8 protein-coding genes are annotated in these 13806 nt (G+C 76.1%); 4 read left to right on the plus strand and 4 right to left on the minus strand.

Translation table 11 applies throughout. From position 1 onward, the window contains the following. Positions 1 to 140 precede the first annotated feature (140 nt). Complete coding sequence (locus tag ACSRUE_RS29795; protein ID WP_441286534.1) at positions 141 to 2846, plus strand: dynamin family protein; 2706 nt, start codon at positions 141 to 143, stop codon at positions 2844 to 2846. Between the two features lie 81 nt (positions 2847 to 2927). Here the strand turns inward: ACSRUE_RS29795 and ACSRUE_RS29800 are convergent, their stop codons facing one another. The 3 genes from ACSRUE_RS29800 to ACSRUE_RS29810 form a co-directional block, all read right to left on the minus strand. Next, positions 2928 to 4484, minus strand: coding sequence for a protein kinase domain-containing protein (locus tag ACSRUE_RS29800; protein ID WP_441286535.1), 1557 nt, complete (start codon positions 4482 to 4484; stop codon positions 2928 to 2930). A 53-nt stretch (positions 4485 to 4537) separates the two neighbouring features. Further along, entirely contained in the window at positions 4538 to 6127 is a 1590-nt protein-coding gene (locus ACSRUE_RS29805) for a 3,4-dehydroadipyl-CoA semialdehyde dehydrogenase (RefSeq protein ID WP_441286536.1), read from the minus strand. A gap of 101 nt (positions 6128 to 6228) precedes the next feature. Beyond that, positions 6229 to 7746, minus strand: coding sequence for a TolC family protein (locus ACSRUE_RS29810; protein ID WP_441286537.1), 1518 nt, complete (start codon positions 7744 to 7746; stop codon positions 6229 to 6231). 269 nt (positions 7747 to 8015) lie between these two features. Between ACSRUE_RS29810 and ACSRUE_RS29815 the strand changes: the two genes are divergently transcribed. Then, complete coding sequence (locus ACSRUE_RS29815; protein WP_441286538.1) at positions 8016 to 8954, plus strand: hypothetical protein; 939 nt, start codon at positions 8016 to 8018, stop codon at positions 8952 to 8954. Between the two features lie 53 nt (positions 8955 to 9007). Here ACSRUE_RS29815 and ACSRUE_RS29820 read toward each other — a convergent pair whose 3' ends face one another. Beyond that, positions 9008 to 10516 (minus strand): hypothetical protein, encoded by a 1509-nt coding sequence (locus ACSRUE_RS29820; RefSeq protein ID WP_441286539.1) that lies wholly within the window; start codon positions 10514 to 10516, stop codon positions 9008 to 9010. Between the two features lie 140 nt (positions 10517 to 10656). Here ACSRUE_RS29820 and ACSRUE_RS29825 point away from each other — a divergent pair, with 140 nt between their 5' ends. Together ACSRUE_RS29825 and ACSRUE_RS29830 are read left to right on the plus strand one after the other, a co-directional pair. Beyond that, a complete protein-coding gene (locus ACSRUE_RS29825; RefSeq protein WP_441286540.1) occupies positions 10657 to 11196 on the plus strand; it encodes a hypothetical protein in 540 nt (179 codons plus the stop codon). Positions 11197 to 11235: 39 nt separating this feature from the next. Beyond that, complete coding sequence (locus ACSRUE_RS29830) at positions 11236 to 13668, plus strand: DEAD/DEAH box helicase (RefSeq protein WP_441286541.1); 2433 nt, start codon at positions 11236 to 11238, stop codon at positions 13666 to 13668. Positions 13669 to 13806: the final 138 nt, after the last annotated feature.

Consider the following 13806-nt stretch of genomic DNA (forward strand, 5'->3'; position numbering starts at 1 on the left):
TTTTCGAGGTCCGGCCCAGGTCGAGACCTCCAGCGAGGCTCCCCGGAGGAGCCTCCGGCCAGATCGGAGCCTGGCCGCCCGCCGTTCCGGCCTTCGCTTCTTCCTGGACGACCGCCCTCCCGGAAGGCTTTCATCCCGCCATGGCGAGGCTCGTCGAGGCGCTGAACCGATTCTTCGGGCGGGTCGAGATCCTCGCCCTCGGCCTCGAGAACGAGCGCAGCGCCGCCGAGGCCGCTCTCGCGAAGGGCATGCCCCTCGAGGCCCGCGAGCACGCCCGCACCATCCTCTCCGTGCTGCCCGACTCGGCCGTCGGGCTGGCGCTCTGGGCCGACGCGGCAGAGGACGCGTGGCTCGACCAGGAGGTCGTCGCCTCGCTCACGGATCTCGCGAAGCGCGTCCCGTGGCGCGCCGACGTGTGGCTCCGCCTCGGCCGCGCGGGGCAGCGCATCGGCTGGGACGGCGCGCGCGACGCGCTCGAGCGGGCCACGTCGGCGCCGGAGGAGCGCGACGCGGCGCGCCTCGCGCTGCTCGATCTCTCGGACCTCGACCTCGCCGCGGGCGACCCGGCCCGCGCGCAGCGCTGGCTCGACCGCATCCCGGCGCCGCTCACGACCGTGCCCGACCGCGACGTGGCCCTCCGCCGCGCCGAGTGCGCGCTCGCGTACGGCGATCTCGACGGCGCGCGCGCCGCCGCGGAGATCCTCGGCGAGCCCACCGCGATCGAGGGGCGCGCCGCCCTCGTGCTCGCCCGGCTCGCGCTGGCCGAGGCGAGCGCCGCGGCGGGCTTCCCCGCGGCGGGCTCCTCCGCGGCGGCCCTGCCGCCCGCCGTGGTGGGGCGGGCGCTCGACCTCGGGCTGCGGGCGCTCGTGCTCGACGTCCCCGGCGCTGCCGAGCTCTGCGCCGCCCTGGTCGCCGCCTCCCGCGACGTGCTCGTCGTCGACCGCGTGCGCCGCGTCGTCCGCGCCGCGGGCGCGCTCGACGAGCCGACCTGGGCCGCCGCGTTCGCCTTCGCCGAGGGGCGGCGCGACGACGCGCGGCAGGCGCTCGCGCGCGGGCTCTCCGCGGGCGACCGCGCCGCCGCGGCGGCGCTGCTCCGCATGGCCGTCGAGACGCGCGACCTCGGCGCGCTCGACGCGCTCGCCGCGCGTGGCAACGCCAAGGACGACGGCAAGGAGCCGCGCGGCGCGGCCGCGCCCCCGCTCCCGCCCGACCTCGTCCGGCTGCGCGACGCCGCGGCGATGGCGTCGGCGGGGGAGGGGAGCGGCGCGCTCGACGCGCTCGACGCGGTGACCGGCGAGGGCGCGGCGTGGGCCGACGACATGCGCCGCGCGATCGCGCAGGCGTGGGTGCCCCCCGCGGGCGGCCCCGCCGGGGCCCGCGCCGCCGCCGCGTGGGGCGACGTGCTGCGCGAGCTCGCGCGCACGGCCAAGCTCCTCGACCGGCTCGACCTGCTCGCGGCGATCGAGGCCCTCGCGGTGGAGCGGGAGCGGCCGCTCCGCGCGGCCGTGGTGGGCGAGTTCAACGCGGGCAAGAGCACGTTCCTGAACGCGCTGCTCGGCGAGGACGTGGCGCCGACCGGCGTCCTGCCGACGACCGCGACGCTCCACTGGGTCGCCTGGGCGCCCGATCCGTTCGCGCGCGTCGTCGTGCGCGGCGGCCAGGACCGCGTCGTGCCGCACGCGGCGCTGAAGGACACGCTGCGCGCGCTCGCGGCGGCCGGGGACAAGGTCGCGCGGGTGTTCATCTACGCGCCCATCGAGCGGCTCAAGCGCGTCGAGATCCTCGACACGCCCGGCTTCAACGCGCCCGACCCCGATCACATCGCCGAGGCGCGGCGGGCGTTCGACGAGGCCCACGTCGCCGTCTGGCTGCTCGACGCGCCCCAGGCGATGAAGGAGTCGGAGCGGCGGGTGCTCTCCGAGATCAGCGCGCTCGGCGTGCCCGTGCAGATCCTCGCGAACAAGGCCGACCGGCTCAAGCCCGACGCCCTGGAGACGGTGCTCGCGCACGTGCGCGACAGCCTCGCGGCGAGCTCCATCGCCTCGCTCACGCCGCCGATCGCGTTCTCGGCGCGGCTCTCGCTGAAGGGGCGCCTCGGCGACGAGGCGGCGCTCGCGGCGTCGGGGTGGGCCGAGGTCGAGGCGCTCTTCGCCGAGCAGATCGTCGACGCGAGCGACGCGCTCCGCGAGCGCGCGCTCCGCCGCAAGGCGGGCCGCATCGCGGCCGAGCTCGCCCAGGCGGCGTCGGCGCGCGCGGCCGAGGACCGCGAGGCCGGGCGGAGGGCGCGCGCCGAGGCCGACCGGCTCCGCGCGAGCGCGGCGTACCTGCGGCGCGAGCGGCGCGCGCTCGCCGCGGCGATCGACAAGGCGCTCGAGCCGGCGCGCCGGGAGCTCGCGTCCGACCTGCGCCCCATCGCGGCGCTGCCCGAGGAGCGCAAGCGCACCGACGCGAGCGTCCGCGCCTACGTGCAGGAGCGGCTCGTGGCGCGGCTGAGCTGGCCGCTCTCCGCCGAGATCGCGAGGGCGGCGCGGGCCGGCGCGGAGCCGGCGGCGCGCGGCGTGCGCGGCGCGAGCGGCGCCGACGAGGGGGGCGCCGCGCCGTCGCCGCGGGCGGCGGCCCACGTGCGCGCCGTCCTGATGGGCATGGTGGCGGTGCACGACGCGCCCGACGAGCTCGCGGCGCGCCCGATCGAGGGCGTGGTCGAGGCCGCGATCGACGCGTTCGCGATGGCGCTGTCGGCCGAGGCGGAGGCGCCGGTGCCGCCGCCCGCGTCGGCGGCGGTCGAGCTGCGCGCGCAGGCGCTCCGGGCCGCCTTCGAGGCGCCCGCCACGCCGGCTGACGCCTGAGGCGCGAGGCGTCGGCGGCTCGGGAAGAACGGCCGCCATCGAGGCGCCCGTCACGCCGGCCAGCGCCCGAGGCGCGAGGCGTCAGCGGCTCAGGAAGAAGGCGAGCACCCCGAGCGCCAGCCCGATCACCAGCGCCAGCGGCACCACGAGCTTGACCATCCACAGGTCCGTCGGGCGCGCGGGCGGGCGGCGGTCGCGCCGGACCGGCGCCGGCGCGATCTCGATGACGTTCTCGGCCGAGGGCCGCGAGGGCGGCCGCGGCGGCGCGGCGGCGGCGGTCGCGCCGGCGCCGCGCGGCGCCTCCGGCCCCGGGGACGGCGCGCGGGCGCCCGCGGCGGGGAGGAGCGGCCCGAAGTCCTTGCGATCGTGGATCACGACGTCGCTCGCCGGCGGATCGCTCGTCGGCGCGACGAGCCGCCGCACCGCCGGGAGCGTGCGCGAGAGGTCGTCCGACGTCGCTCCGGCCGGCGCCTCGCGCGGGAGGGCGATGCCGGGGAGCGTCGCGGCGAGCGACAGGATCGCGGTCGACGGCGGCCCGTCCGTCAACGACGCCTCGCGGAACACGGACTTCGCCAGCACCTCGCCCCGCTGCGCCGGCGGCGGCAGATCGCCCTCGCGCAGCGGCGGCGCGGCCGTCATGGAGCTCCGGAGCGACGGCGGCATCGCCACTTCGAGGGTCGGCGCGTCCTCGGGCGCGCTCGTCCGGGCGGCAGGGAGCAGCGCGGAAGGCAGGTGGGGGAGGAGCCGCTCGAGCTCGTCGCGCAGCTCGGCCGCGCTCTGCTGGCGCTGGTTCGGCCACTTCGCGAGCGCGGTGAGGATGATCGCCTCGAGGGCAGGGTGGATCTGCGGCAGGAACTGGCTCGGCGCGGGCGGCGGCTTCCGGAGGTGATCCATCGCCACCTCCCACGCGACGGCCGTCGGCGGGAAGGGGAGCCGGCCCGTGACGAGCAGGAACAGGAGCACCCCGCACGCGTACACGTCGCTGCGCCCGTCGATGACGTCGCCGCGGCACTGCTCCGGGGACATGTACGCGGGCGTGCCGACGACCACGCCGACCGTGGTGACCGAGCCCCAGACGCTGATGGGCGCGCTGTTCGGCCCATCCTCCTCGCCGCGGGTGTTCCTCTCGACCATCTTCGCGATCCCGAAGTCGAGCACCTTCACGCGCTCGACCGACGGATCCGCCGGATCCCGCATGACCATCACGTTCTCGGGCTTGAGATCGCGGTGCACGATGCCCCGCGCGTGGGCGGCGGCGAGGGCGTCGGTGATGCCGATCAGGAACCGCGCGGCGCGGGCCTCGGAGAAGCGGCGCTCGGCGAGCAGGACCTCGAACAGGTCCTGCCCGGCGACGAGCTCCATCACGATGTACGGCAGGTGCCCTTCCACGCCGGAGTCGAGGATCTGCACCGTGTTCGGGTGGTGGAGGCGCGACGCCGCCTTCGCCTCCCGGTAGAAGCGGGTGACGAACGTCTCGTCGCCGAGCAGCTGCGGGTGCATGATCTTGATGGCGACGTCGCGCGGCGCCGCGTCCTGCTCGCCGCGGTAGACCGCCGCCATCGCGCCCTCGCCGATGAACCCGGTGACGCGGAAGCGCCCTGCGATCGTCTTGCCGATGAGTTGCGGGCCCGCGCTCATGAGCGAGACTTCACCATAAAGTCCACGGAAAGAGCTACCCCGGCCTTCGTGATCTACGGCTTCGCCGGCGCGGGGCGGGGCTCGCCCTTCGCCCCGAGGATCGCCTCGAGGATCGGCCGCGACCCCTGCACGGCGGTGCGCTGCGAGTAGAAATGGAGCCCGCGCAGGCCGCCGAGCTCCTCGCCGCCGCCGGCGCGGCCCGGGCCGCCGTGGATCGTCTGAGGGAGGACGGTGCCCGGGCCGGGCGCCTGATCGGCGATCTTCTCGCTGCCGAGCAGGACACGGCCGTGGTACGGCGCGACGCCGATCAGCACCTCCGCCGCGAAGGCGCGGTCGTCGCTGTAAACGGAGCAAACGAGGCTCCCGCGGCCCCGGCGCAGGAGCGCCACGGCGTGCGCCGCGCCGCCGTCGTACGGGAAGAGCGTGGCGACGGGGCCGAAGACCTCGTGCTCGTGGGCGGCGGGCGCGCCGTCGGGGCCGCTCGCGACGAGCAGCGTCGGCGGCACGAAGTACCCCTTGCCCGGGGGCACCCCGATCGCCTCGAAGGGCGCGGCGCCGCCGAGCGCCACCGCAGCGCCCGCCGCGAGGCGCTCGATGCCCGCGCGCACGCCGCGGAGCTGATCGGACGTCGTCAGCGGACCCACCGTGACGCCGTCCTGCGCGGGATCGCCGACGCGCGCGTCGCGGAGGCGGTCGACGAGGTCGTCGCGGACGGCGTCGAGGACGGCCGCGGGCGCGAAGACGCGGCGGATCGCCGTGCACTTCTGGCCGGCCTTCTGGGTGATGTCGCGCGCGACGTCGCGCAGGAACATCGCGTACGTCTCGGAGCCGGGGACGGCGTCGGGGCCGAGGACGGCGCCGTTCAGGCTGTCGGCCTCGACGTTCACGCGGACGCCCTCCCGCACGAGGCCCGGCGAGAGCCGGAGCGCGGCGCCGGTGGCGCTGGAGCCGGTGAAGGCGAGGACGTCCTCGCCGCCGAGGTGCGCGAGGAGATCGCCCGGCGGGCCGGCGACGAAGGAGAGCGCGCCGCGCGGCAGCGGGGCGCGCTCGGTGAAGATCTTCATCAGCCGGAGCGCGACGAGCGCGGTGCTGGTCGCGGGCTTCGTGATGACGGGCATGCCCGCGAGGAGCGCGCAGGCGGCCTTCTCCGCGAGCCCCCACGCGGGGAAGTTGAAGGCGTTGATGTGCACCGCGACGCCGGGGCGCGGGACGAGGATGTGCTGGCCGAAGAAGCGCGGCGAGCGACCGAGCTGGACGCCGTCGCCGTCCGTGAGCAGCCGCGCGTCGCCGAGCTGGGCGCCGAGGTCGGCGTAGTAGGCGAGCGTGCCGATCGCGCCGTCGATGTCGAACTTGGCGTCGCCGCGGGTGTTGCCGCCGTTCCGGATGGCGACGTCGATGAGCGCGTCGCGCTCGGCGTGCGCGGCGCGCGACATGGCGCGGAGCAGCTCGCCGCGCTGCGCGAACGTGAGCGCGCGCAGCGCGGGCCCGCCCTCGGCGCGCGCGAACGCCACCGCGGCCGCGAGGTCGAGGCCGTCCGTGCTCGTCTCGGCGAGCGGCTCCTCGGTCGCGGGGTTGACGAGCACGTGCGGCGCGCCCTGGCCGGCGCGCCACTGACCCTGGACGTAGCTCTCGAGCCGCTCCATCGGGCGCGTAGCCTACTCGCGCGGTCGCTCGGCACAACCCCCGCGCCGGGTGGCGCGCGGCGTCGCGGCCGCGCTCGGCGCGCGCACGTCCTGCGCGCACCTCATTTGCACGAGGCGGACGCGAGCAGCGCGGTGATCTTCGCCTTCACCACCTCGAACTCCTTCACCGCGAGATCGAGCTCGGCCTCGCGCTGCCTGCGGCCGGACTCGACCAGATCGAAGCTCGTCGCGGTGCCGGCCTCGAACGCGACCTGCGTGAGGCGCGCGGTCTCGCGCGCGAGGTCGCGCGACTGCTCGGCGACCGCGCGCGACTGCTCGGCGACGGCGACGCCCCGGACCGCCTGCGTCGTCTCGAGCCCCGCGGTGCGCTCCACCGCCCCGAGGCGAACCCGCTGCTGCTCGACCACGGCCCGGTTGATCTCGAGATCGCCGTAGCGCGCCCCGCCGTCCCAGAGGGGGACGGTGAGCACGGCGCCGATGGACCACCCCCAGGACCGCGGCCGGCGGGTGGACTCGTCCCCGAGCGAGGTCTGAGCGCTCAGCGTGCTCGACAGATCGACGTACGGGGCGAACGCGAGCTTCGCGTCGGTGAGGTTGCGCTCCGCGATCTCGAGCTCGGCCCGGGCGGCGCGGACGTCGGCGCGCTGATCCGAGCGCGCCTCGGCGCACTGCGACTGCACCTCCGCCGCGATCGCGTTCAGCGAGAAGCCCTGCGGGACGCCGACCTCGCCGCGCTCGCCCAGCACGGCCCCGAGCGCCTCCCGCGCCTTGCGCAGCGCCTCGTCGCCGGACACGAGCGTCGCGCGGGCGAGCGCGACGTCCTGCTCCGCGCGGACGACATCGAGCTTCGTGCCGGTGCCGAGCCGCTCGCGCCGCCGGGTCAGCTCGAGCCGCTCGAGCGCGCTGCGCAGGCCGACCCGGTTGATCTCGCTGACCCGCTCGGCCGTGACGATCGAGACGACGGCGTCCGCCACGGCGCCGACGGTGATGCGACGTCGATCCTCCAGGCTCAGCCTGGCGACGTCCACCGAGCGCCTGGCGGTGCCGATGCCGTACCAGGCACGCGGGGCGAGGACGGGCTGACGGAGCGTGAGCGACGCCGTGAGGGTCGTCGGAGCAATCTCGATATCCTGGCGCGCGTCCGACGGATCCTCGGGGGGGGGCACGAAGCCCGACGGGAGACGCTCGGCGCTGCCGCCCGCCAGCTTGTGATTCACATCACCGCGCGCGTCGAGGCTCGGGAGCGCCGCCGCGAGCGCCCGCCGCGCGACCCCCTCGGCGCGGGCGACCTCCTGCACGGCGATGGCGAAGTCGACCGACCGCTGCTCGATCATCGCGCGCGCGTCGTTCCAGCTCGCCAGCGTGCGCGCCGGCGGGGGGACCGGCGCGAGCGCCGGGTCGTTCACCTCGATGCGCTGCGGCATCGGCGCCGGCGCGGCGGCCGCCGTCGGGGGTGTCGTCGTCGGGGCCGCCGCGGGCGCCTGCTGGCCCGGCCGCGGCTGAGCCTGCTGACCCGGTCGACCCTGGGGAGGCGCCGGCTGCGCGAGGGCGACGCCTTGGCAGAGGGCGAGGACGGCGAGGTGGCTGACAGCGACCATGCGGAGCCGGCGATGGGGCATGCGCGTTCGATGCGCCGGACAGGGCGCGACGACAAGCCCGAAGCGGGCAGGGGCGCGCTCCCGCCCTGTGCGCGTGTGCGAAACCGTGGGCGCGGCGAGCCCGCGCCGTGGGTCACGGTCGTGGCGACGAAACGCGGATGCGCCACTATTCTGGACCACCGATGCCAAGCCGGTTGCCCCCGATCGACATCTGCCTCGGCTGCGGGACGCGGCGGCGATGCGGCCCCGCGGACCCCTGCGCTCGTTGCGGCGAGCCGCCTCACCGCGCCGTGTGGCGGCGGTCCGAGCCGCGGGGCGCGTCGCCGAGGATCGAGCTGTTCCTGAGCGCGATCACGAGCGGGCTGCTGCTCGCGTACACGTCGCTCTACGGGTTGCTCCTCTCGGGCCTGGCCGGGGCCGCGGACGACTCCCTGCCGGCCGCGGCGCTGTTCGCGGCGAGCGTCCTGCTCGGCGCGAGGCTCGCGCGGTGGATCGTGCGGTCGCTGTTCGATCTCTGGGGCACGACGTGGGCTTACTGCTCGGCCGACGGCGCCCGCCGGGGGACCGTGCGCACGCTCCTCGGGTGGTACGGCGCCGGCGAGGGCGTGAGCCTGACGGGGTTCCACCCGACGAGCGCGGGCTCGACGCTCTTCTGTTCCTCGGACGCGATCGAGGCGGGGCTCCCCGTCGTCGCCGCGAACCTCTCGCGCATCGCGGGGGCGAAGGGCGGCGACGCGTTCTCGCCGTTCGAGGTGCTGATGCTCAGCGCCTTCACGGGCCTCGTCGCGCGCGGCGAGGCGACCATCAGCAGGGCCACGGCGGTGCGCTGGCGGAAGGGCTGGCTCGGCGCCCCGCGGCGCGGCGCGCCGAAGCCGGTGCTCACGATCGAGCGCTGCGGCGATCGCGAGGAGGGCAGCGCGATCGAGCGCGCGATCCTCTCGGCGCTGCAAGCGAAGGCGGACGGCCTCGCGCGCCTCGCGGAGCCCTCGCCGCCGGGGGGCTACCGCGACGCCGCGTGGCGGCCGCCGCCCGCGCGGCTCTGCATCGAGGAGGTGCTGTGCCCCCGCGCGCTCGCGCTGGCGGCGAGGGCGCTCCGGAAGGAGCCCCGCGGCGGCGCGCCGGTCGCGGTCGCCGCGGCGCTCGACGAGTTCGGCAAGCGCGACCCCGCCCGGATGAGCCACCTCCGCGTGCTGCTCGCGGAGCAGCGCCGCCGCGCGCTGTCGGCGTGAGCGGCCGCGCGGCGTCGGCGTGAGCGGCGTCGGCGTGAGCGGCGCCGCGGCGCTCAGCGCCAGACGCCGATGCCGGCGCTCACGCTGTCATAGCGAGGCGCGAAATCCATCGACACCTGCAGCGTCAAGGCGGTGTCTGGGATCAGGCCCCAGAGGTTCGTCGAGAGCACGCGGACGTCCGCGCCGAACGTGAAGTGCTGCCGGCCGACGCGCCCGCTCTCCAGGCGGCTGAAGCGGTTCGGCTCGTAGCTGAAGCGGTTCGGCTCGTAGTAGCTGCCGAACCGCGTGTGCACGCGGCCCGGGATCGGCTCCGTCTCGATCCCGAACCGCGGCGAGAAGCTCACGTGCGCGCCCGAGCTGCCCACCGCCGACGGTCCGTGCTCGCTCCCGGGCTGCTTCTGCGCCAGGAAGCGCTCCAGGCTCACCCCGTTCGACACCGGGCCCGTGACGAGGAGCTCCGCCGTGATGAGCAGGTGCTCGCGCGGCCAGTTCCAGTAGCGCGCGCGCCGCTCCGCCTCGAGGACGGCCGGCCCCGCGGCGAGCTCGCGCTCGTCGGCGGCGCGCTCGCGCGCCCTCTCTGTCGCGAAGACGCGCTCGCGCCGCGCGCGCTCCTCCGGGTCGTCGATGGCGCCGAGCTCGCGCTCCCTCCGCTCTTCCCGCGCGGCCTGCCTGCGCGCGATCGCCTGGCGGAGCTCCCGCTCCTGGACGTGCGGGTCGATCCACGCCGGGTTGAGCGGGCGCGGGCCGACCTGCACGGCGAGGCCGACCTCGAGCTCCCAGGGGAGGACGACCTCGTTCGGCAGGATCAGCCCGCCGGCGCGGCGGACCTGCCCGTCCATCACCACGCCCTCGCCGAGCAAGCGGCCGCCGTTCACCGGGAAGCGGAACGTGGCGCCGAGCCGGTAGGACGCCCAGTCGGGGCGCACGAGCACCCCGAGCTCCGGGGAGATGCCCGCCATGGTCAGGTCGGTCTGCTCGGCCTGGAGGTTGAGCGTCACCGCGCGCGCGCCGGCGCCCAGCACGAGCGTGTCGCCGAGCAGGCGGACCCCGCCGAGGAAATGGTACTTGCCGATCACGACCGTGGTCTCGGCGCCGGCCTCGTCCGTCAGGGAGTACCGCTGCAGCTCGGCGTTGACCCCGACGCCGAAGTCGCCCGCCTGGAGCTGGCCGCCGAGGGTCAGGTACACGAAATTCGAGTAATCGAGATCGATGTCGCCGCTGTTGTCGAAATCGTTGTTCTCGAAGAGCTCGATGGGCAGCGAGATCGACGCGGCCACGTCCCACTCGAACCAGCGCATGCTGAACGGCTCGCGGAGCGCGGGCGCCGCGGCGTTGGCGACCATGCCGGCGATCCCCTCGGCGTAGCCGGCGTAGGCGCCGGCGATCCCGGTCACGCGCAGCGGCGCCAGGATGGGCCCCTGGAAGAGGTCGATGGTGTAGGCGTTGTCCTGGAGCGGCTGAGCCAGCGCGGCCCCCGGCGGGCCGAGGACGACGGCCACCGCGGAGAGCGCCGCAGCGGATCGGCGGGCGATGATGCGGAGCGCCGCGGTCCTGTCGGTCACCTCGCGCTGCTCCCGTCCAACAGCATCTCGTCGCGCCCGCGGCGAGGTGATAGCACTGGCCCGCACGGAAGGGACCGTGGAAGCGGAGCCCGACCGGCGGCGGCCGCGCACCCCTGCTCGCTCGAGGAATCGCAGCTCCCATGCCCGCTCAAGCTCCCGCGCCCATCGCTCCCGCCCCGGCCGTGCCGGGGACCGGGGCGGGAGCGCGCCCTCTCGGAGCGCGGCGCCGCCCTGGCGGGCCTCGCGCCCGCGGCCGGCGCATCGCCCTGGTCGCGTACTACAGCTTCGCCGCGCTCATCATCGCCTCGTGCACCCTCCAGCTGATCCGGCAGGTCTTCTTTCTGTCGGCCGCGCCGTCGCCCTACGCGAGCTGCGAGGAGGGCCTCCTGGCGCTCGTCCGGGCCGTCGAGCGCGCCAGGGAGGCCGCCCCCGGGACCGACGGGGAGGACGCCGCCCTCGCCCGGTTCAGGAGCACGCTCGCTCCGGCGTGGACCTACCGGGACGGAGTGGCCGCCTCGTGCCGGGGCTCGGCGGACAACGAGCGCGCTCTCGACGCCATCGAGCGGCTCCGCTATGCGGAGGAACACGCAGCGCGGCGCGAGGCAGGCGATCTGGCTCCGCTGCGGCGGCGGGTCCGGGCGATCGTCGATGGCCAGCTTGGGCCCGCGTCCCTGAGATAATACCCCGACGCGGCGATCACGCAGGACGATATGACCGACATGACCGTTCCTTCTCCCCCTGCCGCAGTGGCGGGTGAAGCGCAGACCGGCGACAAGCCCCAGCCGCCGCCTACCTTCGATGTGCTCCCCCTGTCGTCCGAGCTGCGCGAGACCCTCGCGGAGATTGGCTACGTCCACCCGACGCCGGTGCAGCTCGCCGTCTGGGAGCCGGTGACGCGCGGGCGCGACGCGGTCGTGCAGGCGCGCACCGGCACCGGCAAGACGGCGGCCTTCGGGCTCCCGATCGTCGATCACGCCGTGAAGCGCTCGCTCGCGCAGGCGCAGGTGCTGGCGCTGTGCCCGACGCGGGAGCTCGCGCTCCAGGTCTCGGCGGAGGTCGAGCGCCTCGGCAAGCGCAAGGGCATCAAGGTGGTCGCCGTCTACGGCGGCGCGCCGATGCAGCGGCAGATCGACGCGCTCGCCGCGGGCGCGCAGGTCATCGTCGGCACGCCGGGCCGCGTGCTCGACCACCTGCGCCGCGGGACCATCGTCGCCAAGCACATCCGGCTGCTCGTGCTCGACGAGTGCGACGAGATGCTCTCGATGGGCTTCGAGCGCGAGCTCACCGCGATCCTCGCCGAGCTCCCGCCGGAGCGGCAGACGCTGCTGTTCTCGGCGACGCTCCCGCCCGACATCGAGCGCATCGCGCGCAGCAAGCTGCGCTCGCCCGAGTTCATCACCCTCTCGGGCGACGCCGTCGGCGCGCTCCAGATCCAGCACTACGTCTACCTGATCACGGGCGACAAGCTGACGTCCCTCATCCGCATCATCGAGGTCGAGAACCCCGAGAGCGCGGTCGTCTTCTGCAACACCAAGGACGAGACCGAGGCGGTCGCCGGGGCGCTGAAGCGCCAGGGCTACGACGCCGACTGGCTGAACGGCGATCTGCCGCAGTCCGATCGCGAGAAGGTGATGAGCGCGACGCGCGAGGGGCGCCTGCGCTTCCTCGTCGCCACCGACGTGGCCGCGCGCGGCATCGACATCTCGCACCTCACGCACGTCATCAACTACGATTTCCCGCAGGACGCCGAGGCGTACGTGCACCGCACCGGCCGCACCGGCCGCGCGGGCCGCACCGGCACGGCGATCGCGCTGATCACGCCGCAGGACGTCGGGCCGCTCTACATCCTCCGGCTGACGTACAAGATCCGCCCGCTCGAGAAGCAGCTCCCCACGGAGGGGGAGCTCAAGACGCGCGCCGAGGCCGATCTCGTCGCGATGCTCGCCGAGGCGTTCCTGTCGAAGGGCACGCACCGCGACGATCTCTCGCTCGCGCGCCGGCTGCTCACGCACGACCAGGCCGAGGCGATCGTGGCGGGCCTCCTGCGCGATCACCTCGGCGCGCGGCCGACGGCGCAGGAGGAGGCGAGCGCCGCGCGGCGCGCCCAGCAGCCGCAGCGCGCGGCGGCGCGCGAGAGCGAGGGGCGCGGCCCGGATCCCTCGACCAAGCCCGAGCCCGCGGCGCGCGGACGGGCGGCGCGGGACGCGATCCCCCGCGCGGCCGACTCGGCCGAGCCGCGCTCGCCCGAGACGGAGCGCAGCGAGCGCGAGCGCGAACGCGAACGCGAGCTGGCGCGCGAGGGCGATCGGGACCGCGGGCGGGAGCGCGATCGGCGATCGCTGCGCCTCCGCCGGGACGAGGGGCGGCGAGGCCCGCGCGGCGCGGACGCGCCCGGGGGGGAAGAGCCGCGCCGGCCCGAGGGGGCGCGGGCGCGCGACGACGGCCCCGTCTCGGTCGAGCCGCTCACGCGGCCGGAGCCGCTGATGCGGATCGAGCCGCCGCGAGGCGAGGGCGGGTCGGGCCGCGGCCCGGCGGAGCGCCTGCGCGATCGGCCCGCTGCGACGCTGCTGTCGGCGCGCCGCGGCGCTGGCGCCGCTGGCGCCGCGCCGGGCAGGCCTCAGGGCGGCGCGTCGGGACAGCCGTTCTCGCGCCACGCCGACTTCACCATGTGGCAGCCGCCCGAGGAGGAGGGCGATGACGAGCCGATCCTCGGCGAGCCTCCGTCTCCGGCGCCCGGCTCGCCGGTGTCGCGCGGCGGCGAGCGCGAGCGTGAGCGCGGCGCCCTGCCGCCGGCCACCGGCGAGGCCGCGGTCGAGATCGAGAGCGGCGAGGCGGGCGAAGCGCCGCGCGCCGAGCCCTCGCGCGACGAGGCGGACGGAGAGTTCGTCGAGGTCTTCATCAACCTCGGCCGCCGCGACGGCGCGCGCGCGGCGGATTTCCAGCGCGCGCTCATCGAGCGGGCCGGGATGTCCAAGGGGGACATCCGGCGCATCCGGGTGCGCGAGCGCAACGCGTTCGTCAGCGTCCCGAAGGCCGAGCTCGCGCGGGTCGTGGCGACCCTGAACGGCGCGACGATCGCGGGCAAGGAGGCGCGCGCGGAGCAGGCCCGGGAGCGCACGTCAAGCGCCGAAGAGGTGGCGGAGGACGCCTGAGCGCGGGTCGCGCGGAGCGACGCAAGAGCGTCTGTCCGCCGCCACATGGCGGCGGAGCGGGCTCCACGCGGGCGTTTCAAGCGGTTCCGCGCGGCGCACGACACCGCCCGGCGGCGCAGGTCGATGGTACGTCGGTGG

The sequence above is a fragment of the Sorangium sp. KYC3313 genome (assembly GCF_052075895.1).
Lineage (GTDB): Bacteria > Myxococcota_A > Polyangia > Polyangiales > Polyangiaceae > Sorangium > Sorangium cellulosum_B.